General features: G+C 61.7%; 18 protein-coding genes. 10 read left to right on the top strand and 8 right to left on the bottom strand.

The features are described from left to right. Nucleotides 1–305 precede the first annotated feature (305 nt). Nucleotides 306–1,196 (bottom strand): MurR/RpiR family transcriptional regulator, encoded by an 891-nt coding sequence (locus XW59_RS25050; RefSeq protein WP_052958518.1) that lies wholly within the window; start codon nucleotides 1,194–1,196, stop codon nucleotides 306–308. Between the two features lie 490 nt (nucleotides 1,197–1,686). Here XW59_RS25050 and XW59_RS25055 point away from each other — a divergent pair, with 490 nt between their 5' ends. Further along, nucleotides 1,687–2,058, top strand: coding sequence for a hypothetical protein (locus XW59_RS25055; protein WP_052958519.1), 372 nt, complete (start codon nucleotides 1,687–1,689; stop codon nucleotides 2,056–2,058). A gap of 105 nt (nucleotides 2,059–2,163) precedes the next feature. Here the strand turns inward: XW59_RS25055 and XW59_RS25060 are convergent, their stop codons facing one another. From XW59_RS25060 to XW59_RS25090, 7 genes are all read right to left on the bottom strand, one after another. After that, a complete protein-coding gene (locus XW59_RS25060; RefSeq protein WP_052958520.1) occupies nucleotides 2,164–3,378 on the bottom strand; it encodes a Xaa-Pro peptidase family protein in 1,215 nt (404 codons plus the stop codon). After that, nucleotides 3,375–4,598: a M20/M25/M40 family metallo-hydrolase gene (locus tag XW59_RS25065; RefSeq protein ID WP_047148644.1), complete on the bottom strand. Its 1,224-nt coding sequence runs from the start codon at nucleotides 4,596–4,598 to the stop codon at nucleotides 3,375–3,377. The genes XW59_RS25060 and XW59_RS25065 overlap by 4 nt, the downstream gene beginning before the upstream one ends. Nucleotides 4,599–4,610: 12 nt before the next feature. Continuing rightward, the gene (locus tag XW59_RS25070; RefSeq protein WP_047148645.1) at nucleotides 4,611–6,254 is read right to left on the bottom strand and encodes an ABC transporter ATP-binding protein; all 1,644 of its coding nucleotides are present in this window, start codon (nucleotides 6,252–6,254) and stop codon (nucleotides 4,611–4,613) included. Next, nucleotides 6,254–7,072, bottom strand: a complete 819-nt coding sequence (locus tag XW59_RS25075) for an ABC transporter permease (protein WP_047148646.1) — start codon at nucleotides 7,070–7,072, stop codon at nucleotides 6,254–6,256. Before XW59_RS25075 ends, XW59_RS25070 begins: the two co-directional genes overlap by 1 nt. Next, the gene (locus tag XW59_RS25080; RefSeq protein WP_047148647.1) at nucleotides 7,065–8,015 is read right to left on the bottom strand and encodes an ABC transporter permease; all 951 of its coding nucleotides are present in this window, start codon (nucleotides 8,013–8,015) and stop codon (nucleotides 7,065–7,067) included. The genes XW59_RS25075 and XW59_RS25080 overlap by 8 nt, the downstream gene beginning before the upstream one ends. A gap of 19 nt (nucleotides 8,016–8,034) precedes the next feature. Then, complete coding sequence (locus XW59_RS25085; protein WP_136068498.1) at nucleotides 8,035–9,582, bottom strand: ABC transporter substrate-binding protein; 1,548 nt, start codon at nucleotides 9,580–9,582, stop codon at nucleotides 8,035–8,037. A gap of 84 nt (nucleotides 9,583–9,666) precedes the next feature. Further along, nucleotides 9,667–10,845: a Xaa-Pro peptidase family protein gene (locus tag XW59_RS25090; protein ID WP_170990216.1), complete on the bottom strand. Its 1,179-nt coding sequence runs from the start codon at nucleotides 10,843–10,845 to the stop codon at nucleotides 9,667–9,669. Nucleotides 10,846–11,089: 244 nt separating this feature from the next. On the opposite strand from XW59_RS25090, the gene XW59_RS25095 reads away from it, so the two are divergent. The 9 genes from XW59_RS25095 to XW59_RS25135 all read left to right on the top strand — a co-directional run bounded on the left by XW59_RS25095 (nucleotide 11,090) and on the right by XW59_RS25135 (nucleotide 26,279). Next, nucleotides 11,090–11,740: a GntR family transcriptional regulator gene (locus XW59_RS25095; RefSeq protein ID WP_047148649.1), complete on the top strand. Its 651-nt coding sequence runs from the start codon at nucleotides 11,090–11,092 to the stop codon at nucleotides 11,738–11,740. Between the two features lie 56 nt (nucleotides 11,741–11,796). Further along, nucleotides 11,797–13,083 (top strand): hydantoinase/carbamoylase family amidase, encoded by a 1,287-nt coding sequence (locus tag XW59_RS25100; RefSeq protein ID WP_246666210.1) that lies wholly within the window; start codon nucleotides 11,797–11,799, stop codon nucleotides 13,081–13,083. A 400-nt stretch (nucleotides 13,084–13,483) separates the two neighbouring features. Beyond that, complete coding sequence (locus tag XW59_RS25105; protein ID WP_246666211.1) at nucleotides 13,484–14,251, top strand: type 1 glutamine amidotransferase; 768 nt, start codon at nucleotides 13,484–13,486, stop codon at nucleotides 14,249–14,251. A 6-nt stretch (nucleotides 14,252–14,257) separates the two neighbouring features. After that, complete coding sequence (locus XW59_RS25110; protein WP_047148652.1) at nucleotides 14,258–15,391, top strand: Xaa-Pro peptidase family protein; 1,134 nt, start codon at nucleotides 14,258–14,260, stop codon at nucleotides 15,389–15,391. Between the two features lie 321 nt (nucleotides 15,392–15,712). Then, entirely contained in the window at nucleotides 15,713–16,696 is a 984-nt protein-coding gene (locus XW59_RS25115; RefSeq protein ID WP_136068500.1) for an AraC family transcriptional regulator, read from the top strand. 605 nt (nucleotides 16,697–17,301) lie between these two features. After that, nucleotides 17,302–21,378 (top strand): BapA/Bap/LapF family large adhesin, encoded by a 4,077-nt coding sequence (locus XW59_RS29540; protein WP_136068502.1) that lies wholly within the window; start codon nucleotides 17,302–17,304, stop codon nucleotides 21,376–21,378. A 234-nt stretch (nucleotides 21,379–21,612) separates the two neighbouring features. Continuing rightward, nucleotides 21,613–22,833, top strand: a complete 1,221-nt coding sequence (locus tag XW59_RS25125) for a TolC family outer membrane protein (RefSeq protein WP_052958550.1) — start codon at nucleotides 21,613–21,615, stop codon at nucleotides 22,831–22,833. Between the two features lie 11 nt (nucleotides 22,834–22,844). Then, nucleotides 22,845–25,052 (top strand): type I secretion system permease/ATPase, encoded by a 2,208-nt coding sequence (locus XW59_RS25130; RefSeq protein WP_047148775.1) that lies wholly within the window; start codon nucleotides 22,845–22,847, stop codon nucleotides 25,050–25,052. Nucleotides 25,053–25,085: 33 nt separating this feature from the next. After that, nucleotides 25,086–26,279 (top strand): HlyD family efflux transporter periplasmic adaptor subunit, encoded by a 1,194-nt coding sequence (locus tag XW59_RS25135; RefSeq protein ID WP_047148656.1) that lies wholly within the window; start codon nucleotides 25,086–25,088, stop codon nucleotides 26,277–26,279. The last annotated feature ends 19 nt before the right edge of the window (nucleotides 26,280–26,298 follow it).

The raw sequence follows: 26,298 nt of genomic DNA on the forward strand, positions 1-26,298 counted from the left end.
CCAACTCCCCTGCAAGAAAGCCAAACAGGAAGGCGCCCGCCTTACCCGTTTCGGCGCTTTTCACCGATTTCTTGTCTGCGGCTGACGAAGCGTCACCTGTGCGCCGAGCAATTTAACTTGCCGTTGCGACAATCGAAAATCCAAATGGAACAACTATTATTTATAAATTCCTATTTTAGAAGTTATACACGTGAGAGAATAATTTATATACTATTTTGATATTTTGCTGGCTTATTTTAAAATAAAGCAACATGGATAAATGATAATAAATATTACTTTTACTACGCCTTGCGCTGGAAATTCATTCACCCGCCAAGAGGTCCGGCAAGCTCCGCGGAGCCCCTTGCCCGCGCATTCAATCTCTGCGCAACGAGGCCGGCGAGTATCTCCGCCGCCGCCAGGGTCGGGGTGATGCTCTGGAAGTAGAAGCGCTTGACTGGCCTGACCAGAATGCTGACGCGTGCAAGGCGAACCAGCGGCGAGAGCCGGTCGTCGGTGATGGCCACAATCGTGACGCCATGGCTGGCCGCTTCGCGGGCAATTTCAACCGTCAAGCGCGCATAGGGCGCGGTGCTGATCGCCAGCAGGGCATCGGCAGGGCCAGAGTCCTCGAGAGCACCGCCCGTTTTCAACCCGATTTCCCTATCGATCAGGACGGTCGAGTTGTGGAAATGCGATAGCGCGTAGTTGAACTGATGGGCCACCGCGTATTGTGACCGCAGCCCGAGACAATAGACCTGCGGAGCTTCGGCAAGAATCCGGGCAGCCTCCGCGAACGGCTTGGGCAACTCCAATCCTTCGGTCAACCTGGTTGCCTGTGCCGAAAACAAGGCATTGAAGCCGTCGATATCGACCTGCGCACCCGACTGCACCGCCCCATCGACGGATTTGCCCACGCGGTCTATGGCAGTCTGGTATCGGGACTGCACCTCCTCGTACTTGTCGAAGCCGATCCAGTGCACCAGCCGCATCATGGTCGAATGGCTTACCCCCGCCCTGCGGGCGAGCTCGCGCATCGAGCACCAGGCAACTTCCGTCGGCTCATTGAGGATATAATTGGCCGCGATCTTCAATTGGCGAGGAAGTGTCTCGAATTGATCTATCAGTAGATCTTCCACTTCCCGGAACGCTTTTTCTTTTTGCTGCAAGGAATGCCGGAACTCGTATTTTTCGGCGGTTGACGACCTCATATTCATTCGTCCGATGCTGATGTGTTGTTTCGTGACGACGCGCCATGTTCCGATGAGTGGTATGGTCTGGGACGTTGCGCGTAACGACGGCTTTCCGCGTCGCACCGTGGGGTGCGCCCGTCGATGTGAAATCCAGTGAACTAGGAGCTGCGGATTCCGCCGGGCAAGGCTTCGGCGATTTCGTGACAAGTCATCGGCGATTGCGGTCCGGGCGAGCCTTTCCGACGCCGGCTTCGCCGTGGATCGTCTGCCACGCATGGCCAAGGACGGAAATATCGCGATCCAACCTTGGGGCGCCCAGTCGGCATGTCGACAATCGTGTCACCATCGGGGCTCCTCGACATTGACGAGTTCGCCCGTATCTATGTGTCCCGTGTCACAACTTGATGACAATGCGCGAGACAGGCGCGTGTCGGCTCTTCACCGACGAGGTGCATGCACCGCCACCAGCCAGTGACCGGCTTGCGCATCCACATATTCGTGCCAAGATCGCCGCATGATCACCGGCGATTCCTCCACCGCGAGCGAAGTGAAGCTCGATCTCATCGACAAAAGTTTCGCCACGGCCCTCGATGAAGAGGCGATCCGTCTCGGAGGCATCACGATTTTCAATGTGCGGGTGGTCGGAGATCCGGCAATTCAACGGATCGCCGCGATCAGATATGCATCGAAAGTCACCCTCGTCACGCTCGCACTCGACGGGTCGACGGTTTCATCCGTGGATGCGGGGCGGGAGTTGCGCGACTTCATCGCGCCGCTGGAGATGTGGACGGCGCTGTCTCTTCGCGAGCAGGCAGAAGCAAGCGTAGCCGGATATACGGATCTGCTCGTGGGGGCGCTGCGATCGCAGGGACACGTTCCGGGCTAGTTGCCGATGGCAGCGCAAGCTGACAAGCGCGACCCGTCGAACGGACGAACGTTGATGAATGAACCTTCCCGCGATGCGGATATCACGGACCGTCAGGCCACGCTTTCAAAGTTTCCACAGTTGTAGAGGCAACTGGCTGAGCGTTTCGACGCCTTTACCTTCTTCGCCTATGATGAAGGTCTGGCCGACGCCCGCGACCAGACCAGTCTCGGTATTGGGGATCATGATGTGGACGAAGAAGACCATGCCCGGTTCCAGTACCAGCGGATTGCCGGTGTAGATCATGGGCGGCACATCCATCCATGTCGGCTTGAAGGTACATCCGAGCGCATAGCCGCAGGCAGCATAGCGCTGCTTCGCATAGCCTCCGGCATCCAGCACGCTGTAATGTATGTCGTTGAGTGTGCCGAGCCGTTCGCCGGGAACCGCCGCTTCCTTGATCCGGTTCAGCGCGTCGATGGCGACATCCATCTGGCGCTGCTGGCGCGGGTCCACCTTGCCGGTTACAGCGGTGTGCTCCACGACGACATGGTAGCGACAGGCCGAGCCGGCCAGTTCGATCAGGATTTGATCGTTTTCTTCCAGCTTGCGTGGCCCGCCCATGCCGCGCCCGAAAAGCGCGCGCGACCCCACATTCAGGAGAGGCCCGCCAGCGGGCATGTCGGCGCCCGCCGCAAGCTGAGCGGTGACGGCTGCTCCCGACATGGCCGTGTCGAATATGCCCGGTGTCGCCGCATCGAAAGCCGCCTGCACGGCCATGTCAGCCAGACGCCCGGCCATGCGCATCATGTCGCGTTCGGCTGGTGTTTTCACCAACCGCAGCCGTCGCACGACATGCGAAGCGTCGCAGAGCGTCGCGAACCCATTCAGATTGGTCGCGACGCGCTGCCAGTTCGCCACCGTCAGCCCGTGGCTGTCCATCTCGACGCCGACTTTTCCGCCCTTGAGGCCGAGCTCGTCGAGAATGTCGCGTAGTTCCGCTGCCGGGTCGGCATCTTCGGCGTTCAACCAGATGCGGATTTCATCATAGAGCGATGCGACTTCCGCCTGCCGTTTGTCCGGCATGCGGGTCAGCAGAACCAGTTTGTCGTCATTGGCGGTCAAGACACCGACCTGAAAGAAAACGAACCCGGCAGTGTCAAAGCCGGTGAGATAATAGTGGCTTTCCTGCGCAAAGATCAGCAGCGCATCCAGCCCTTCGGCGACCAGTCGCGCGCGCGCCTGCGCGAGGCGGTCACGATATTCGGATTCGGGAAAGCGCAGTGCAACTTCGCGGCCTGACATGGTCCAGGCAGCGTATTCCTGATCGAGAGCGATCATGCGACCTCGCAGATTTCGCAGATGGTCAGCAGATAGATGCGGATGCAGTCGAGATAATCGGGAATGTCGACCCGCTCGTCCGGCATGGTGTTGTAGCGCCCGCCGGGGCCGCAAACGACGCCGGTCATGCCGCCATGCTCATAAAGATGCCCGGCATCGGTGCCGAAAAAGCCCGGCGGAGTGATTGCGCCCGTGGGCTGCGGTTCGTTGCGTATCGCCCCGTAGGCGGCGTTGAGCGCGGTGACGATCGGGCTGTCCTTGGCTACCTCGAAAGCGGGCATGACGGGCCGTCCTTCCCTGGCTTCCGTGCTCAGCTTGGCCTTCAGGCCCGGATAGCGGGCGCATAGCGAATCCAGCGCCTTTTGGATGTCGGCCAGCGCGTTCTCCTCGGTTTGGCCGGGGCCGTAGCGGCCCGACCCTTTGAGCCGCACGAAATCGGCCACCTGGGGAGGCCGCCATTCATGCAGGTCGCGCCCCAGCGCTCCGTGCACGACACCGACATGAACCCGGTTGATCGAGCGGTGTTCTTCACTGGGCGCATCGGAGAAGGTCAGGCCGTGCAATTCCGGTATCAGTTCGCACGCGGCGAGGATCGCATCGACCGCCGCTTCGCGCTTCGAAAGATGGCGGGTAATGCCTTCCAGTTCGATGACGAACGTAAAGGCCGCCGCGTGCATGGTGATGGCCTGAAGATCGGACGGCTCGGAATTGATGAAATAGTCCGCTCGCAAGCCCGCCTTCACCGCCGCATGGGTGCCGATACCGCCCTGAAGCTCGCCGATGACGAAGGTGAGGATCACATCGCCCTTCAGCCTTATTCCGTTCTGGATGAGCGTTCGCACCGCGCAAAGATAGGCGGCATCACCCGCCTTCATGTTGGAAACGCCGATTCCGTAGATGAAGTTCTCATCCACCTTTCCGGCCCAGGGATCCACGGTCCAGCCTTCGGTGGCGGGGTTCGTGTCGAGATGGCCGTTAAACAGGATGCTCTTGCCGCCGCCGGTGCCACGCCAGATGCCGATGGCGTTCACGCGATCGCCGCAGACCGGCATCAAGTAGGCTTCGTCCATGCCCATATCGCGCATGAGTTCCACCATATGTTCAGCCAGCGCCCTCTCGCCCGGCGTTTCGGAATATGATTTGTGTCGCACCATGTCAGAAAGGGTTTCGAGACAGGCTTTCTCATCGATCGTGCGGGCGATGTTCAGGGGAGTAATCATGGACGAGGAACCTCAGGATGTGTGAGCAGGGCGTGTCGGAACGGCAACTGCGTTCAAGAGCGCGCGCGTGTAGTCCGCGCGTTCGGGCGCGACTGCATCCGCCACGTCAAACGTATCCACCAGCGTTCCGCGATGCATGACGACGATACGATGTGCAAGCTGGCGAATAAGGTTCAGGTCGTGGGTGATGAACAGGCAGGCTGCGCCCGAGCGCGCTTGTAGTTCCACCAGCAGCTGGGCCACCGCCGACTGGACCGAGACGTCGAGCGCAGCGGTGATCTCATCGCAGATCACTAGCTTCGGCTCGGCTGCGAAGGCGCGGGCGATGGCTACACGCTGCTTTTGTCCGCCGGAAAGCTGGTGCGGATAGCGATTGACGAATTCTGGCGGCAGCAGCACCGTCTCCAGAAGCTCGCGCACCCGTTCCGGCACTGCGTGGGCGGGCGCCAAATTGTAGAGCCGCAGCGGGCGGGCAAGGATCCTGCCGATTGTTTCACGCGGATTGAGGCTGGCGTCGGGATGCTGAAAGACGATCTGCACCTGTCTGCGATAAGCCTTGTCAAATGCCTTCCAATTGTCGAAGTGCCGTCCGTTGAAGGTGATGCGCCCCTCGAACGGGTTGAGCCCGATTGCAGCCCTTGCAATCGTAGATTTGCCGGAGCCGCTTTCGCCCACGATCCCGACGAGCTCGCCAGGGCGCACGTCGAAGGAAATCTGCTTTGCCCCATAATGCGCTTTCGCTGCCGGGTTTACGATGCGGGTCAGCCATGACGGCTCGTTGTAGCGCACGCTGACATTCTCCACGGCGCAAAGCGGTGCGGTGGTTTCGGGAGCGGGTGCGGCGATTCGGTCCTGGGGGCGAGGCAGGGCAGCAAGCAGGTTTTGCGTATAGGTATGCTTCGGCGTTTCGAATACCGTCTTTACATCGCCTTCCTCCACCACTTCGCCCTTGTAGAGCACGGTGACGGTATCGGCGATCCGGCGAACCAGCCCTAGATCGTGCGAGATATAAAGCGCTGCAACGCCGGTTTCCTTCCGCAGTTTCACGAAAAGTTCGAGAATCTGCTTGGCGGTAAGGATATCGAGTGCGGTGGTCGGTTCGTCGAAGATGATAAGCTCGGGATTGCAGGCGAAAGCGGTGGCAATGATAACGCGCTGCTTCTCGCCGCCCGAAGCTTCGTGCGGATAGCGCTCCATCATAGCGGCCGGATTCTGGATGCCGGTTCGCGAAAGCGCGGCTTCGGCTTCAATACGCGCGGCTTCCCGGCTCATGCCGCGATGGCGGCGCAGCACCTCCATTACCTGGTCACCAAGCTTCATCGACGGATTCAACGACGAGCTGGGATCCTGGAATACCATGGATATTCGTCGTCCACGCAGATCGCGCAATTCGCTCCGGCTTTTTGCCAGCACGTCCTCGCTGTTGAGCAGGATCGCGCCGTTCAGGTCGCGGGCGTTTGCCGGCAGACAGCGAGTCACCGCCCATGCGAGGGTGGATTTGCCCGAGCCGCTTTCACCCACGATCGCATGGGTTTCTCCCGACATGACCTTGAGGGAAACGTTCCTGAGCGCTTCGACCGGACCATCTTCGGTCTGGTAGCTCATGGAATAGTTTAAGACCTCAAGAACCGGACGCTGTTTGACGGAGGCGGTCATCAATGATTCCGTTTCGGGTCGAACACGTCGCGCAGGGCGTCGCCGAACAGGTTGAAACCCATCGCGGTTATCGCGATTGCAAGGCCGGGCATGGCGACGCACCACGGGTTGCGGAACATGAACTGCCGCGCTTCGGCGACCATCAGCCCCCATTCGGTCGAAGGCGGCTGCGCGCCCAAGCCGAGAAAGCCGAGCGTCGCGCCGATCATGATGGCGAAGCTCACGCGGATCGTGGCCTCGACGATGACGGGGCCAAGCGCGTTTGGAAGCACCTCTCGGAACACGATCCAGTTTTGACTTTCACCACGTGCAATAGCGGCGAGCACGTATTCGCGCGTGCGCACCGACAGGACCGAGGAGCGCGCCACACGCGCCATTCCGGGCGTGAAAGTCACGGCTACCGCCAGCAGTGCCTGTGTCGTGCCTCCGCCGAGAAAGGTGACTATAAGCAAAGTGAACAGGAGCTCCGGCATGGCCAGCATTCCATCGAGAATGCGCATGATGATGCTGTCGGTGCGCCCGCCGGCGACCCCGGCGATGACACCGATGATGGAGCCGACGCCGACGCCCAGCACGGTTGCGCCGATGCCGAAAAGCACTGTGGCGGGAGCGCCGTTCAGGATGCGTGAAAGCAGGTCGCGACCATATTGGTCGGTGCCGAGCAGGAATTGCAGGCTCGGGCCTTGCAGGCGGCTTTGCGCGTGAAACTGCTGCGGCTCATAGGGCGCGAGCCACGGGCCGAACAGCGCCGCCGTCAAGACGATTGCAAGCAGGAGCGAACCTATCAATCCGCTCGGCGATGATAGGAGCTTACGCATAGCGGACTCTCGGATCCAGCTTTGCGATGACGAGATCGGCCAGCAGGTTGGAGAGGGCGTAGACCACCGCAAGAAGCAGTGTGATCGCTTGAATGACCGGCAGATCACGGTTTTGCAGCGCGTAGATCAGCAGCCGCCCGAGACCGGGCCAGGCGAAGATCTCTTCAACCACTATGATGCCGCCGAGCAGATAGCCTATATCGAGCGAGATGACGGCAACGGCCGGGGCAAGCGAGTTCGGCAGCGTATGGCGCCAGATCACGCGGCGCTCGCTCAGCCCCTTTAACCGCGCGGCGCGAACGTAGTCCGAAGCCAGAACCTCGGACATTTCGGAGCGCACCTGCCGTGAGATGTGCGCCATGAGAATCAGGCCGAGCGTCGCGGCGGGCAGGACCACATGGCGCAAAAAGCCGGGAAAATCGTCGAAGGGCGCAACGAAGCCGCCCGCCGGAAAGATGGGATTTTCGGGTTTGGCGAAGATCACGAGTAAAAGCGTAGCGGTTACGAATTCAGGCAGGGCGGTGCCGAGATAGGAGAACACGCCGATGACCGCGTCGACGACCGTGCCTCGCGTGAGCGCGGCGAGCGCGCCCAGAGGAATTGCGATCAAGGTGACGGCCACCAGAACGATACCCGCCAGCCAAAGCGAATTGAAGAACGCGCTTCCGACGACTTCCGACACCGGCAGTCTCAGACGCAGCGACATGCCGAAATCCCCCTGCAGCACGCCGCCGATCCAGTGCAGGTACTGAACCGGCAGTGGCCGATCGAGGCCAAGCTGTCGCTCGAGCGCGCTAAGGTTTTCGGCGGTCGCATTCTCGCCCAGTATCATCAGCGCCGCGTTTCCTGGCAGCACATTGGTGATGACGAAAACCGCGACCGTGACGATCGCCAGAACGATCAGGACGGCGCCGAGGCGACGCAGTAGGTAGGTCAGGCTCACGCGAACCGATCTCCGTTAGTTAGCGATCGAGCCAGACGTTCTCGACGTAGAAATAGCGAGAAATCGGTGCCACCTGCCATTCATTGGTCTTGTCGCTGCTGGCGGTCAGGACGTCTTCGAAGAACGGCACGATGTAAGGCGTATCACGCAGTTCGAGCGCCTGGGCGTCAGCGTAGATTTGCGCACGCTTCGCCTCGTCCGTCGTTTCGCGTCCTGCTGCGATCAGCGCGTCGAACTCCTCGTTCTTCCATTCCGTGTCCTGATAGGAAGCGTTCGACGTCAACAACAGATTGTATGTCTCGTCGATGGTCGGCTGCATACCCCAGTAGCCGATATAGAATGGTCCCTTCATCCACACGTTGGCCAGATAGGTATCGTGCGGCATGGTCTCGATTTCGATGTTGAAACCGGCTGCGGCAGTCGTTTGCTGAATGGCGATCGCGGTTTGAGAGCGGATCGCCGGGCGGTCGGAAGCGACAAGCTTGACGCTGATGCCGTCAGGGTAGCCAGCTTCGGCCAGAAGCGCCCGTGCGCCTTCCGGGTCATAGGCGATTTCCGGCTTTTCGGTCGCGAATTGCAGTTCGGGCGCAACCAGTGAGTCATAGGCCGGTCGGCCAAGCCCTTCCAATAGCATGTCCACCAGAAGCGGGCGGTCTATTGCCATTGAGAGCGCCTTGCGCACCCTGACGTCATTCCACGGTTCAGCGTCCTGACGCATCGCGACACAGACATAGCGGCCGGAATTGACACGCTTGGCCTCGATGCCGGTGCTCGATGCGATACGCTGGAAATCGGCTTGCTGAACTGTCAGCATCACATCCGTCGTGCCGGACAGGAAGTTGGCGCTTTCGGCCGCGAGGTCGGGGAAGAGCATCATATCCACGCCGTCGAGATAGGGCTTGCCTTCAACGAAATAGTTCTCGTTCTTGGCCAGCCGCACCATTCGCGCGCTGTCATAGACCTCCAGCTTGAACGGGCCGGTGCCGTTCGCCTTGGTCTCGAGTTGAGCCAGGTCGCCTTCCAAGGCTTTGCGCGACAATATGCAGGTGTTCGCATGCGCGGTGGAGAAGGGAAGATCGGCAAAAGGAGACGAAAGAGTGAAGCGAACCGTCGTGTCGTCCAGCGCCTCCACCTTCTTCACCATGTTCACGACGGAAGATGCGGCGGCGGGAATGTCGGGATTGAGGATCGCCTCGTAGGTGGCGACCACATCGTCGGCGGTAAAAGGCGTGCCATCATGGAAGGTGACGCCGCTACGCAGGTAATAGGTGAATTGCGTGGCGTCTTGCGATGCTTCCCATCTTTCCGCCAGGTCCGGGTGCGGCTGGCTGTCGAGGCCGATGCGCGTCAGGCGCGAATAAAGCATGTCGATGCAGGGGTATTCGGCGGGACCCGAAAGGGTCAGCGGATTGAGCGTGGCGATGCGGGTCGAGTGGCTGATTTTCAGCGTGCCGCCGGGCTTCGGATTGGCGTCCTGTCCGAATGCGATGGACGGCAGGAATCCTGTCGCAGTGGCTGCGGCCATGCCGAGAATGACGTGGCGGCGCTTGAGTGTAAACTGGCTCACGAGTGTTCTCCTCTTATATGGCCCATGGAGGGCCTTTTTTTGGCGAAGCGCTTCCGGCGCCTCATCGGTTTTTGGCCCCACGCATCACGTGATGACTGTCAGGTCGTCGGGCAAATAGGTTAGAATTTCGGGCTTGCCTTCCGTAACCAGCAAGGTGTGGCCGACGCCCATGGCAAGGCCGTTGTCCTGCACGCCGTTCATGACGTGATAGAACAGCGTCATTCCCGGTTCGCAGACGGTCGCGTTGCCCGAATAGATCATGGGCGGCACATCCATGGATGTGGGAGCATAGGAAATTCCGACGGAATAACCTGTCGCGCCGTAGCGCGAGGCGGCAAAACCGGCGGCATCCAGATGGTTGGCGTAACAGTCGAAGATTTCTCCCAGCGTTGTGCCAGGGCGCGCAAGATCGGTCATGCGGGCTAGCGTTTCGCGCGCCACGTCATACATGCGCCGCTGCTCGTCCTTCAGCTTGCCCAGCACGATCAGCCATTCCGTCTTGACGTTGTAGTGCTTGTAGGGAACCGGATATTCCACAAGAATCTGGTCATTCTCCAGCAAGCGACGTGCCGTCGCCACGCCGCGCCCAAAGACCGCCCTTTCACCCGAATTGAACAAGGGTGCATTGGGCGGCATGTCGGCACCGTCACCGAGGATCGAGGCGAGGTATTCCGCTTTGAGATCGCTGTCGAGAATCCCCGGGCGCGCCGCGGCAATGACCCGTTCGAGCGAGCGGTCGCATATGCGGCCCGCCTCGCGCATGATCTCTATTTCTGCTGGCGACTTCCGCACACGCAGCTTGCGGATCAGGTGGTCGTCATTTTCCAACTGACACCATTGGCCGAAGGTCTGCTGACAGCGCCAGAGATTCCAGCCGGTCAATCCGTGCGTATTGAGTTCAATGGCAATTCGCTTGCCCTGCAATCCGTGCTCGGCCAGTATTTCTTTGAGATCGGCTGCCGGGTTGGCATCGTCGGCATCCCACCAGATACGAATGTCTTCGATGGTGGAGGTCATACGCGCCTGAAGAAGGTCCGGCCGCCGTGTCAAAAGGACCATGGGCCTGTCGTCAGCCGTCACCAGCGCGCACTGGAAATACACAAACCCGCCGCTGTCATAACCGGTCAGCCAGAACAGGCTTTCCTGAGAAAAGACGAGCATCGCATCGAAGCCTTCATCATTCAGGGCTTCCCGCAATCGAACTTGCCGAGCCTCCAGTTCATCACGCTCGAAGGGAAGCATGCTTTGCGGAGCAAACGCCAAGGTCGGATCCTTTCCCAATGGTCTCAATGCCGAGGAGCAGCAGGGGAGATTTCTGAAGGATCGTATGGCTTGGTATACCATTAGTCAACCGATGGCATTCACATTGCATATTGCATGGTGTTCGGGTTAAGAATAAGCAGGCCGACTATCCCAAGCGGGCGAAATCCTGCCCTCAATTTGTAGGTTGTGCCGGTTGAAGCGGCACATTGCAGCCGGACGCAACGAGGACTAGCGAAGGAGCACGATGCTGCACGCGCCAGATAAAAGGCTTGCCTTGCAGGCTTACGAAGAAATTCTCAAAATGATCGAAGGTGGTGAGGCGCGCCCGGGCGATTTGGTGACGGAGCGGCGTCTGGCGGACAGCCTGAACATGTCGCGCACGCCGGTCCGCGATGCACTGCTGATGCTGGAAAGCGAGGGATTGCTGATCCGTCAGGGAAGCCGCGGCCTTCAGGTCAAGCAGATGCGCATCGAGGAATACATGGATGCGTTGCAGATTCGCCTCATGCTTGAGCCGCGCGTGGCGCGTATGGCGGCGGGCAAGGTTCCGCATGAGGAAATACAAAGGCTGACGGCAGCCCTGGAACAGCTTCTGGCTAAAGGGAAGACCGAAACCGATCGCGCCGTGGTGCGCGAACTCGATGAAAATCTGCATAGCGGATTGGCCCGTGCGGTGGGCAATCCTCAACTCGCCCAGATTATCCAGAGCTTGCGCCGCCAAACACAGATGTTCGACCTGCGCGCCATGCCTGAGCGATTTGAAACCACCTGCCGCGAGCATCTGAAGGTCTTGGCTGCGGTGGAGGCGGGTGACGGAGAGGCTGCGGAAGCAGCCATGACCGAGCACATTGTCAATGTGCAGGATAGCATTATCGGAAGACTGACCCGCAGATGACTCCTTCAGCGCAAGATATTGTAACCCCTGTCCCGGAGGGACAAGGGGCAACTTCTTTGCTGCCCAATGGTGCGCCGCAGCCGGACATCCCTCTTGCGGTGAAGCTGTTTGCCGAGCTCGAGCAGCGCACGGGCGTAGGTCGCCCTGGACACGGCATCAATCGCACTTCCTACGGGTTGGGAGAGCAGATTGCGCATGAGATTGTTCTGCGTGAAGCAGGGCGCATGGGCATGGTTTGCGAGGTCGACGCAGCCTGCAATCTCTACATGACGATGAAAGGCCGCGAGAACGGCCCAGCGGTCATGGTCGGTTCGCATCTGGACTCCGTGCCCGCAGGCGGCAATTTCGACGGAGCCGCCGGTGTGCTGGCCGGATTGGCCGTGGCTTCCGGCTTCTTCAAGGCAGGGCGTAGGCCCGCGCGCGACCTGACGCTAATGGCGATCCGTGCCGAGGAAAGCACTTGGTTCGGCGCTTCTTATGTCGGCTCGCGGGCTGCGTTCGGCAAATTGACGAGCGACGAACTGGACCATGTGCTTCGTGCGGGCGACGGCATTCCGCTCGGCAAGGCCATCGACGCGGCGGGTGGAGATGCTGAAAAGCTGCGCGCGGGTACGGCTCATCTGGACCCGTCGCGCATAGCCGCCTTTCTTGAGCCACATATCGAGCAAGGCCCGGTTCTCGTCGGTGAGGAACGGCCTATCGGGTTGGTGACAGGCATTCGCGGTAGCTTTAGGCATCGCCACGCATGGTGTGAGGGTAGTTACGCGCATTCCGGCGCGACTCCTCGCGCCTACAGGCGCGACGCCGCTCTTGCCACCGCGCGACTGGTCGTTGCGATGGATGACGCGTGGAAACGCCTGACTGCCGCTGGGCGTGATTTGGCGGTGACGTTCGGGCAGGTGGCTACAGGCCGCGATGCCGCTTTTTCCAAGATTGCCGGACGAACCGACTTCTCGCTCGATGTGCGTAGCGAGGATCTGGAAGTGCTGGACTTCATGCGCGGCGAATTGGCCGAGGCCGTCGCGGCCATCGAAGCGGAATGCAATGTCCGCTTTCATCTGGGCGCTGAAACCGGTAGCCAGCCTGCCCGCATGGATAGCGACCTTCTCGCCCACCTTGGCCGCATCGTCCAAGCGCAGTCGATTGACGCCCGGAAAATGCCATGTGGCGCGGGACATGATTCGGCGGTTTTCGCAAAGATGGGCGTGCCGACTGCGATGATCTTCATTCGCAATCGCAACGGCAGCCATAATCCGCAGGAGGCGATGGAAATCGACGACTTCGCGGAGGCAGCGCGCGTGCTGTCGGGTTTCTGCGAGGAGGGACCTCAGGAACGCCGCTGAAATGAACTGCGTGACTGTCCACCTGATCGACTAGAGAGTTCTCGACATATTGCATGACCGCTAACGCGGCCATGCCTGCGAAGGCTTCGACCTCATAGGGCGGCCAGATTCTCGACTTCTATGGTACACCGGCCATCGGCTGTCGCCAAAATCGATGCGTTCCAATCGCCATGCTCTTGTTCCTTGGCCGCCCGAATTATCGCGCATGATCGCCGGATCACCTGCACGTATCTTTCCCAACTATGTTCACCGTGCCGACGACTGCCATCAGCTTCCGAAGATTCCCTGCAGATCATTCGACCGGCTTCATGATCATGCCACGCTCTCGGAGAGCCGCACCGCACTTTTTTCCTCCGGAGGAGCCTGTTCCATTGTGATTTGGTAGGCCTATGGTATACCAATGGCGCATCAACAGGCGACCCGTGCCGAATTGGCTCGGTTTAGCCGCCTAAAAGGGGGCTTCATGTCCGGAAAACGGTTGCTCTACCTCGGAAACGGACGGCAATTGCAGTCGGTCGCAAAACTCGATGAGCGGTTCGAGGGCTGGGGGCTAAGTGTAGATCGCTATTGGGCCTATGGCAGCGCGTTCCCCGACAGTCTCGAGGGCTACGACGGCATCTTTCTCTCGGGCAGCCCCCATGGCGCTTATGAGGACATCGACTGGATACATCGCGAGCACGAACTTATACGCGACGCGGCGCAAAAGGACATTCCGATGCTCGGCGTCTGCTTCGGCCACCAGATTCTCGCTTCCGCGCTTTGTGGCAAGGAACAGGTCTTCCGCCGCGACTTCTGCGAAATCGGCTACAAGGATCTGCCGCTGGCTGCCGCCGCTGCGCAAGATGCCTTGACGCAAGACTGGGGCACGGCGGTGCGCATGTTCGTCTGGCACAATGACGAGGTACGCGGAGACCATCCGGATATGGTGGTTCTCGCCTGGTCCGACATCTGCCCCAATCATGTCTGGCGGCATCGCCAGCATCGCGCCTGGGGCGTTCAGGGACATCCCGAGGTCACGCGGACGCAGGCTCCCGCGTGGTTCGAGCAGAACCGGGAACGTATGGTAAAGGATGGCGGTGACGTCGATGCCTTTATCGCCGCCGCCGACCCCCAGATCGAGGCCGGAACCATCCTGACCCGCTTCGCCGAACTTGTTAAGAGAGGCTGATTTCGGGTGCAGAACAACTATTGGTTCGATCCTTCTGAATATCGCGCAAGACTGGCGCGCGTTCAGTCCGCGCTGAAAGCGCTAGGGCTTGATGGCATGGTGGCCTTTCTGCCCGAGACGGTGACATGGCTGACCGGTTACTTCACCCGCGCCTATGGGACGTTTCAGTTCGCCATCATTCCCGCCAACGGTGAGCCGACGCTCTTTGCCCGCGATGTTGAGGAATATTATCTCGACAGCACCTGCGTGTTTCGCGACAGGGTGCTGTGGTGCGACAGCGATGACAGGCTGGCGGTTGCGGTAGGGGCAATAACCTCCCGGCTTGGCCGCGCGGCAGCCATCGGCGTGGAAAAGAGCGCGTGGGTGCTGAACGCTGCACGGTGGGAAGCAATCGCCGCGGCGTTGCCCGGCATTCGCATCGAGGACGTTTCCGATCTCGTTTCGGAGATGCGCAAGATCAAGTCCGAAGCTGAGATAGCCTATCAACGGATTGCGTCGCGTGCCGCCGAGGCAGGTATGCGCGCCGGCATCGAAACCGCGCGCGTGGGTGCAAGCGAGCGCGAAATGGCGGCGGAGATTTGCGCCGCGATGATCCGAGCCGGGTCCGACTTGCCAGGTCCAGGCGTTCTGTCTTCGGGCGAGCGCGCTTTCCACTTGCATGGTGGCTACAGCGACCGCGTGCTGGAGCACGGCGATATCGTGCAGCTCGAAGTGACGCCGAACAGCCATCATTACCATGCCCGTTTCATGCGCCCCATGAAGGTTGCCGAAGCACGCGATGAGGATTTCTCGACGGTCGAGAAGCTGATCCGTATACAGGACGCTGCCCTCGCAGAAGTTCGGCCCGGTGTCCCGGCAACGGTTCCCGATGCGGTCTACCGTGAAGGCGTCATGTCGGCGGGCCTGCGTGAACACTACACCAACAAGACGTTCTATTCCGTAGGCTTGCTGCTGCATCCCAATGGCGGTGAGCCGCTGGAGGCCCATCCGGCGGCTGACTGGGTCTTTCAGGAGAACATGGTCTTCCACACCTATGTTCTGGCGCGAGGCTTCGGCATGTCCGAGACGATCCGCATAGTCGCCGATGGCTATGAGCGGCTGACCAGATTCGACCGCCAGCTTTTCGTCACGAGCCACTGAAGACTGAACTGCCTCGGATTGCCGCCGACGAAGGGGTGGATGGCCGGCGGATCAGCGGAGCCTGGTTGCCCTCGAACAAGCAATCGCGTGAGCCTTCCAGACGAATGATGCCTGGCCCGCGCGCATTGGGTTCATCCGGCCTTTCGTTAACCATAAGTTGAACCAACCTGCTCGTCAGGTTGAAATTGGGTGGCTGAAAAATGGGGGAATCACGATATATTTCATTTTGCATCCGGTGGGGGGCACCGGAGACCACGAAAATGAACCACTCAGGCACAACCGTTCATTGTCGTTCGACACTGGAAAAGAAACCCTCGAATCTTGCTTGGCGCGAAGGCGCGCGATCCGAAAGGCGCGTCTGCTAGATTCGTTCTCTCGATGTACAGGAATGGCGATGCTGACGCCGTTCGCGAATTTCCGATAAGAGAAATACACGGCATCAGCCAAATCGATACCTGCCGAACGCTGTTGACCAGTGCTGGTTGCCGGTGGCAGAGCACCTATGTGTCGATGCAGATCGAGGACCCGTACGAACGGAGTTTCCCCTCCAGTCCGCATCTTTTCATCGGGCTCGTGCGCTCCGGATCCGCCAGGCTGGCCTACAGTCTGAATGCCGGGGAGATCAGTTCGAACCTCCATTCCGGCCAGGTCGGCATTCTTGCTCCCGCCCAGTCGGTTCGGTTCAGGTTGAACAGGCGGCTTCACACCACGCATCTCTATCTTCACGCATCGCTGCTGGCGGAAGTCGCGGCCGATATTTTCAACCGGGATCCCGCCTCGATCGAGGTGATCACCAAGTTGCCGTTCATCGACCCCTTGCTCGAAGGACTCGTCGGCGCGATCGGCGAGGCAGCTGAACTCAATCCGGAAACCCCCGATCTCCATGTGGAGCATCTTGCTAGGACGTTGGCAGGCCACGTTCTGCAACATCATTCCAGCGCCGGTCCGTTCCGCGCCGCGGACGAACCGGCACACGGCCTCACCAGACGGCAGATGGCACGATTCCAGGACGTCGTGGAGGCCAGGATGGGCCACAAGCTGTCCTTGGCCGATCTTGCCGAAGGCAGCGGGCTTACCGCCGGGCATTTCACCCGCCTGTTCAAGCTGTCCACCGGCAAGACGCCTTATCAGTACCTGCTGCACAGCCGTGTGCGGCGCGCGCGCTATCTTCTCGCGAAAACCTCGCTTCCCATCCTGCAGATCGCTTCCGAATGCGGATTTGCCGATCATGTGCACTTCACGAGGGTATTTTCGAGGACGGTTGGCCGGCCGCCGGCCGCCTTCCGTAAACTCGCCAACGATTGAGCACTTGAGAAAAAACTGAATCTTCGCTAGACGGCAGCCGCGTCGAGGCTGCCGTAGCTTCGGCCATCGGCCGAACCTGCTTGCAAGGCCGGCGCGATCGGCCAGCCCTCGCCGCCGCCCATAATATCCGCAAGCATGCCTGCCCGGCCGGCGGCATGCGCCAAAGCGCGTGCAATGCGGATATCAGTCAACAATTCGCAATAACCGACAAAGACTTCGCGTCATCGGCATGGCTTCCTAAGGGCTGGATTCCGCTGAATCCGCACGGGGGGCCTATGACCGTTTCGGCTTCATGTTCAAAGTTGCGCGACCTTGTCGTCGCGAAGCCGACGCTACGGTCGTCCAGGCCCGCAACGCGGATACCGGGCGCCTGCCGCGCCCAAGCCACCTCTCCGGCAGCGGTCGACCGATCGTTCATATCCGGCTTGCGTCTGCAAAGCGGTTGCTTCCGCTTCAGAGGCGGCGGCCGCGGCGAAAAGCGAAACGCGGCGCCTGGCAGGCGCAGTTCATCTTTCCAACCGGGGTTCACCATCCGAGCGGCACGCACGGCCGGATGAAGCTCCGAGCAATCGCAACTTGATCAGGCAACAGACGAGGGAAGCGAAATGGCGGCGACGGTAACACTCAAGGCGGACGGCTCGGTTCGGACGGTCGCATCGGACAATATATCACTGACCGCGCCAAGCGTGGTGAAGCTGTCGCTGGCACCCACGCAGGTGGCGGCTTACGTCCGCGACGGGTCCGATCTGGTCATCCGGCTGCACTCGGGCAGAACGATCCGGATCGAAGATTTCTTCAGCCAGAACAACGACCTCGTTCTGGAGGACGAAGACGGCAGGCAGTGGCTGGGCCAGCACAGTGATGGCCTCGCCGACTTCCAGTTCACCGAAATCCAGTCGGTGGACCAGCTCGTCGGTGCCGGGGGCGGTATTCCACCGGCGTTGCTCGCCGGGTTCGGTGCGCTGGCTGCCGGAGGCGTGATCGCCGCGGCCGCCGCTTCAGACAATGATGACGATAGCGACGCAGATGCGGACGCGGATGCCGATGCGGACGCCGACGCTGATGCTGATGCGGACGCAGATGCGGATGCCGACGCAGACGCTGATGCTGATGCTGACGCCGATGCCGATGCAGACGCTGATGCTGATGCGGACGCAGATGCGGATGCGGACGCCGATGCCGACGCGGATGCTGATGCCGACGCTGATGCGGATGCGGACGCTGATGCGGACGCCGACGCTGATGCGGATGCCGACGCCGACGCGGATGCCGATGCGGACGCGGATGCTGATGCGGACGCCGATGCCGACGCGGACGCCGACGCTGATGCTGATGCGGACGCCGACGCGGATGCTGACGCCGATGCGGACGCGGATGCCGACGCAGACGCTGATGCGGACGCAGACGCCGACGCGGATGCTGACGCCGACGCTGATGCCGACGCGGATGCGGATGCCGATGCGGATGCCGACGCAGACGCTGATGCGGACGCAGACGCCGACGCGGATGCTGACGCCGACGCTGATGCCGACGCGGATGCGGATGCCGATGCGGATGCCGATGCTGATGCGGATGCGGATGCGGACGCCGATGCCGACGCTGATGCGGATGCGGACGCGGATGCCGACGCAGACGCGGATGCAGATGCTGACGCCGACGCGGATGCGGATGCCGATGCGGACGCGGATGCCGATGCAGACGCCGATGCTGATGCGGACGCAGACGCAGACGCCGATGCTGATGCGGACGCAGACGCCGACGCGGATGCGGATGCCGATGCCGACGCTGATGCCGATGCGGACGCTGATGCCGACGCGGATGCGGACGCGGACGCCGACGCCGACGCCGACGCGGATGCTGACGCCGATGCGGATGCCGACGCTGATGCCGATGCGGACGCGGATGCCGACGCAGACGCTGATGCGGACGCAGACGCCGACGCGGATGCTGACGCCGACGCGGATGCCGACGCGGATGCGGATGCCGATGCGGACGCGGATGCCGATGCCGATGCGGACGCGGATGCCGATGCCGATGCCGATGCGGACGCTGATGCCGACGCAGACGCTGATGCGGACGCAGACGCCGACGCGGATGCTGACGCCGACGCTGATGCCGACGCGGATGCCGATGCGGACGCGGATGCCGATGCCGATGCGGACGCTGATGCCGATGCGGACGCGGATGCCGACGCAGACGCCGATGCTGATGCGGACGCAGACGCAGACGCCGACGCCGATGCTGATGCGGACGCAGACGCCGACGCGGATGCTGATGCCGACGCGGATGCGGATGCCGATGCGGATGCCGACGCAGACGCTGATGCGGACGCTGATGCCGATGCGGACGCGGATGCCGACGCAGACGCTGATGCGGACGCAGACGCGGATGCTGACGCCGACGCTGATGCCGACGCGGATGCCGATGCGGACGCGGATGCCGATGCCGATGCCGATGCCGATGCCGACGCAGACGCCGATGCTGATGCGGACGCAGACGCCGACGCTGACGCCGATGCGGACGCAGACGCCGACGCGGATGCGGATGCCGATGCGGACGCGGATGCCGATGCGGATGCGGATGCGGATGCGGACGCAGACGCCGACGCCGACGCGGATGCTGACGCCGATGCGGATGCCGACGCTGATGCGGACGCCGACGCTGATGCGGATGCTGACGCAGACGCGGATGCGGATGCCGACGCTGATGCCGATGCGGACGCGGATGCCGATGCGGACGCTGACGCCGACGCCGACGCGGATGCCGATGCAGACGCCGACGCCGACGCGGATCTCGAGGCATTCGACGACGTGACCGGCGCCGAGGTCTCACTCTCGCCGGTCGTGACTCAGCGCGAGGAAACCGCTTCGAACACGGTGCTGATCAATGTCGGCAACTTCACTCAGTCCTACGAGTTCGAGGTGCCGGACGGTGTCACCACCGATGCCTCCTTCCTCGTGCAGGTGGAAGGCCTTTTAGGGCTGCTCACCAATGTCAACGCCGTACTCGAGGTGAACATAGACGGAGAGTGGGTGACGCTGGGCGACTCCTCGCAGGGCGGGCTGCTCGAACTGCTCGGCCTGGCCGGCCAGGGCATCCAGATCGATGTCGCGGATCTTGAATCCGGCTCCTATCGGCTGACCTATAGCGGCGGCGGGCTGGTCGGCGCGCTGACCACGATCAATATGACCGCAACGCTCGACGATACCAGCCTGACCGAGTTCGAGGGCATTGCCGGCGCGGCCGTCGAGGGCAACCTGCTCGACGGCAGCGGCAGCGACGGCGTGCCCGACACCGTGCCGGCCGACGGGCTGACGGTGCTGCAGATCGACATCGACGGGACCGGCAACTTCGTCGAGGTGACGGATGGCATGACGGTGGTCGGCCAGTACGGCACGCTCACCATCAATGCCGACGGCAGCTACAGCTACCAGGTGAACGGCGATGCAGCGGCCGTCGGCAAGGTGGACAGCTTCGCATACAAGCTCGTTCATCCGACGGCCGGCGAGGCGACCGCCAATCTCCATGTCCAGATCGGCAGCCCCGAGGCCACCCTTGTCTGGGACGAAGCCGACCCGTCGGCTCCGGCGACCACCATCGTCGCGAATGACGACACCGGCTCGGCAGGCATCGAGATCGTCAACGAGGTGACCACCGGGCTAGATTCCAACTTTGCCGAACTTTCCTGGCTGGCGGGGCTTGGACAAACCCTGACGACGGAAGGGTTCTTCAGTGTTGATGCCGATACCGTCGCCGATGTTCAGATCGGTGTTCAAACCGGAACGCTGCTCGGACTTGGTGGCACCCTGACGCTCACGGTCGAGCAAAATGTCGGTGGAACCTGGCAAATGGTGGAGACCGCCTCCGGTGGCAATTTGCTGGATCTGATCGGACTGCTTCCTGGCAGAACGGGTATGTTGCTCGAGGGCCTGGGCGAAGGCGACTACCGCGTAACGGTGGCATATCAGGTTCCCCTCGGAATCGTTGGAAGCCTGACCACCGAGGTTGGAACGACAACCACCCACCTAAACGTGGATGTCCCCGGCGAGTTGACGCCCGCCACGGGCAACGTGCTGGCCGACGACACGCTCGGCTCCGTCTACACGACGCTGAGCGTGATGGACGAGCTGGGCGAGTTCGTCAGGCCGGGTGCCGGAGGTCTCACCATCGTGGGCGATCACGGCACGCTGACGATCTCGTCCAACGGCGACTACACCTATGCGCCCAACGCGGAACTCGCCTCGATAGGTCTCAGCGACAGCTTCACCTATCAGCTCCATCACCCCAACGGCGACACGGTCACCGCCAATCTGGTGATCAATATCGAGGAAGGTGCGACCAGCGGCGTGATGATGGCGGCGGCCGAGACCATAGCGATCGACGACGGCTCCTACGCCGACGATGTCGTCCCGCTCCAAAGTTTCGGGGTCGAGGACGACGGAGACGTGCCGCTTGCGACGGGCCTGAATGGTTCGGCCGACGAGTTGCTCGCCGACTCTGACGCGGACGCGGAAGGCCTATCGTTGGAAGGCCTGCTCACAGACGAGACGGAAGGTGCCGATGGTTCGGGACCGGGTGGAGCGGAGATTTCCTCCATCCCGCAGGTGCTCGACGATCCGCTCGGTTATCTGGTGACCGATGCGACCGACGACCTGGACCAGGCACAAGGTTCGGTGATCTGACCGTAATGTGCAACGCATGAGGAAAGGCACCGGGCCTGCACGAGGTCCGGTGCCTTTTTGCACGAGTGGTCAGCCTGCGGCGCAAACGCCGCACAGACTGCAGAAGGAGCATCTATGCGAAAGCTGTGGCCAGCCGGAACCGTCACATCCATCCTCGGCGCGTGCGCGATCTCGCTTGGCATTTTGGGCACCGCGGCGCCGACCACGGCGACGGCGCAAGGAAGAAATTCGGCTTTGACGCTTGACGAAGCCGTCCGCCGGGCGGTGTCCTGGCATCCTTCCATCAACGAGGCGATCGGTCGGCTGAACCAGCGGGGCGAGCAGATCAACGTCGCGAAGTCGGGATATTATCCCCGCGTGCGCGGCGGCGTGAATTCGGGCTATGACAGCACGGATCAGGACGGTTGGCGACCCAGATTCAATCTCGGCGCATCGCAAATGATCTACGATTTCGGCAAGGTGTCCAGTTCGGTCGAAGCCGCCGAAGCGGGTCAGAATATCAGCCGCGCGCAATTGCTGCTCGCCGTCGACCAGCTCATCCGTGAAACCGCCGCCGCGGTCATCGAGGTGCAGCGCAACCGCGCCCTGCGCGGCGTGGCCGAGGACCAGGTCGCCGGCGTGCTCGTCATCAGCAAACTGGTCAAGCAGCGAAGCGACAAGGGCGCAAGCACGCGTTCCGACGAGATCCAGGCGGAGGCACGCGTCCAGGCGGCACAGTCGACGGTATTGCAGATCGAAGCGGAGCTGAACCGTTGGCAAAGCAGTCTGGCTCACCTCGTCGGCGGCCAGGGGCCGTTCCTGGTCTCGGCCAATGTTCCGAAATGGCTTCGCGGCGCATGCGATACAAGGACGATGGATTGGAGCCGCGTACCAGCCATGATGAGGGCGGAGTGGCAGCGCAAGGAAGCTCTCGCGCAACTGGACGAAAGCCGTGCGCAGGTGTTTCCCACATTGTCGCTGGAAGCCGGCGTCGGCTACGACCTGAACCAACACCGGGACGCCTCGCGCGACCCCGAATTCACAATCGGACTCAACTTCACGGGAAACCTGTATGAGGGCGGCGCCGGCGCGGCTCGCAGGAATGCCGCCGCCCACGCCTTGAGCGCGGCGTCCGCCGCGCTCGACAATGCGCGCTTCGAGGTGCGGCGGAGCCTTAGCGAAGCCAGCAGCCAGATAAGCGGCCTGTCGCGGCTTCTGGGCTCGCTGTCGGCCCGCGACGGGATGATGCGCGAAACGCGCGACCTCTATCGCCAGCAATATGTCGAATTGGGCACACGCACGCTTCTCGATCTCCTCAATGCCGAGCAGGAATTGCACGCGGCACGCTTCGACACGGCAAACACGGTGCATGACCTGCGCAGGCTGGGCATGGAATGCGTGTTCAATTCCGGGCTGTCGCGCGAGGTCTTCGCTCTCAAAGGCATGGTGGTGAAAGGAGTGGCGTTGCAGCCGTGAACCAGGAACAGATCGTAACGCAGGAGAATGGGGCAACGTTCGAGGAAAACGCCGTTTTCCATGCCGACCCGTGGTTGGATGCGCTGCGTCACGTCGCGCAGCACTATCGTTTGCCGATATCGATGCAGGCGGCACGTCAGGCCGCCAGATGGTCCAATCTGGAAACCGACCGGGAAAAAATAGGCGCCCTTGCGCGGACTATTGGTCTGCGCGTCAAGTTCGCCGAACCAGGCACAATCGAGCTGTCGAGCTGGCAGCTTCCGCTGATCGCCCGGTTGCGCGGTGGGCAGGTCGGCGTGGTCAAGTCACTCGGCGCGGCGGGCGAGGCGAGCGTGATCCTCCACGGCGATCGCGGGTTGGAAACCCCGATCCCTATCGAGGAGCTGCTGCGGAATCTGGAGGCCGTCGTCATTCCGCGTCCGGCGCGGGCAATCCCCGATGCCCGCGTCGACGCCTACATCCGCCCCTATGAGGATAACTGGCTCCGCCGCATCATCCTGCGCGACCTGCGGCCCTATGGACATGTGATGCTCGCATCGCTGGTCGCCAATTCCCTCGGTCTCGCGGGAATTCTCTTTTCCATGCAGGTCTACGACCGCGTGGTGCCGGCGGAATCGTTCAACACGCTCTACCTTCTCTTCGGCGGCGTCCTTCTGGCGGTCGTCTTCGACTTCATCATGCGCCGGCTGCGCATGAACATCATCGACCTGCTCGGCAAGCGCGCGGACCTGCGCATCTCGGATCGCGTGCTCGGCCATGCGCTACGAGTACGCAACCGGGCCAGACCCGCCTCGACCGGAACCTTCATCGCGCAATTGCGGGATCTGGAGCAGGTGCGCGACATGCTGACTTCGACGACGGTCGCCGCGCTCGCCGACATCCCGTTCTTCCTGCTGTTCCTCGTCGTCTTCTGGTACATCGGCGGGACATTGGTCCTGGTACCGATCGGCGCATTGCTGCTGCTGGTGATCCCCGGCCTGCTGGCACAACGCAGGCTGCGCGGCTATGCGAGCGAGGCGATGCGCGAATCTTCGCTGCGCAACGCCATGCTGGTAGAAGCCGTTCAGGGCATCGAGGACATCAAGACCCTGCAGGCCGAGGAGCGGTTCCAGCAGCAGTGGAACCATTTCAATGCGGTGACCGGCGAGGTCCAGATAAAGCTGCGCAGCCTGACCAACACTCTCACCGTCTGGACGCACAACGTGCAAACCGGCGTCTTCGCGGTGGTGGTGCTGCTGGGCGCGCCGATGGTGATGGAGGGCGATATGACGACCGGGGCCCTGGTCGCGGCCTCAGTGCTCGGTTCGCGGATGATGGCGCCGATGGCGCAGATCACCCAGGTGATGAGCCGGCTGCAGCAGGCCAAGGTCGGCGCCGAAAGCCTCAACCAAATCATGAGGATGCCGATCGATCATCCGGAGCAGGAGAGCCGGATCCATTGCCCCCGCATCATGGGAGGCTTCAATCTGAAATCGGCCGTATTCCGGTATGGAGACGACACTTCGCCGGCGGCGCTTGCGGTGCGTGATCTGCGGATCAATCCTGGCGAGAAGATCGCCGTTCTGGGCAAGAACGGCGCCGGAAAGTCGACGCTGCTGCAAGCCCTGTCGGGCCTGCTCGAGCCGAGTTCCGGGGAGGTGCTGCTGGACGACATGGCGCTCCAGCAGATCGACCCCGCCGACGTTCGGCGCGACGTCGGCATGCTGACGCAGAACGCCAGGCTGTTTCACGGCACCTTACGCGACAACATCATGATGGGCGCACCGCATGCCTCCCAGGAGGAAATCCTCGGCACCCTGTCGATGGTCGGAGCGGATGAGTTCATCCGCAAACTGCCCAGGGGGCTCGAGCATGTGGTGCTCGAAGGTGGCCATGGCCTGTCGGGAGGTCAGAAGCAGGCGATCCTGCTGGCAAGATTGCTGATCCGCCAGCCGAACGTCGTGCTTCTCGACGAGCCGACCGCCTCGATGGACGAGGCGACGGAGCGCCACTTCATCCAGCGTTTCATGGGCTGGAGCGGAGAACGAACGGTCGTGATTGCCACGCACCGTATGCGCGTGCTCGAACTGGCCGACCGGATTCTCGTCGTCGAAAATGGGCTGATCGCCCTCGACGACACCAAGGAGGCCGCGCTCCGGGTGCTGCGGGGGCTCGCGAATGTAAAGCCGGCCAGCGCAAAAGAGCACGCGACCGACCGATCGGCGAGTTCTGTCTCGTGATGTTGAGACGACCCTGTGGGAGAGGCTGAAGCCATGGCATATCTGCGTAGCGAAGGCGAGCGGGCATGGGTGTTCGGCGAGGCCGACGATGTCCGCCTGGTACGCTCGACCCGCGTCGTGTGGGCGCTCGCCGCATTCTTCGGAGCGGCGTTGGCATGGGCGTTCTTCGCCGACCTCGACGAGGTTTCGACCGGCAGCGGACGCGTGGTACCGACGATGCGCGAGCAGGTGATCCAGTCACTGGAGGGCGGCATACTGGCAAAGCTCCATGTGCGCCAGGACGACGTCGTGCAGCCGGGACAGGTGCTGGCGCAACTCGACCCAACCAGGACCGAGTCCAATGTCGAGGAAAGCGCGGCCAGATATCGCGCGGCACTCGCCAGTTCGGCGCGCCTTCAAGCGGAGGTCAATCAGCTTCCGCTGGGCTTTCCCCGCGAGCTGGACAATTATCCGGAGTTGAAGGCCGCAGAGACCGAACTCTACGACGCGCGCCGGCGGAGCCTCGACGAATCGCTGCGCTGGATACGCGAATCGATCGAACTGGTGCGCAGCGAACTCGCCATCAGTGAATCGCTGACCGCCGTGGGCGCGGCCAGCAATGTCGAGGTGCTTCGCCTGAAGCGGCAACTGGTCGAATTGGAGCTGAAGCAGGTCGACGTCAGGTCACAATATGTCGTGCACGCGCGCGAGGAGCTGGCGAAGGCGAACGCGGAAGTGGAAGCGCTCTCCTCGGTGGTCAAAGGCCGTGCGGATTCCCTTTCGCGCCTGACTTTTCGCTCGCCCGTGCGCGGCATCGTCAAGAATATCGAGGTATCCACCGTCAACGGCGTGATCCCACCCAATGGCAAGCTGATGGACATCGTCCCGCTCGACGACCAACTCCTGATCGAGGCCCGTGTTTCGCCCCGCGACATCGCCTTCATCCATCCCGATCAGCGCGCCAGCGTGAAGATCACCGCCTATGACTATGCGATCTATGGCGGGCTGGAAGGTAAGGTGACGTCGATCTCTCCCGATACGATCCAGGACGAGATCAAGCCGGACGTCTACTACTACCGTGTCTTCATCCAGACGGAATCCGACGCGCTGGAGAACAAGGCGGGACGGCGTTTCCCGATCGTACCGGGCATGATCGCGACCGTCGACATCCACACCGGCAGCAAGACCGTGTTCGAATATCTGGTGAAACCCCTGAACCGCGCGCGTGAAGCGCTACGGGAGCGGTGAGAAGGAGAACGTCCTTTCG

It is taken from the genome of Aquamicrobium sp. LC103 (assembly GCF_001014615.2).
Taxonomy (GTDB): Bacteria; Pseudomonadota; Alphaproteobacteria; order Rhizobiales; family Rhizobiaceae; genus LBCQ02.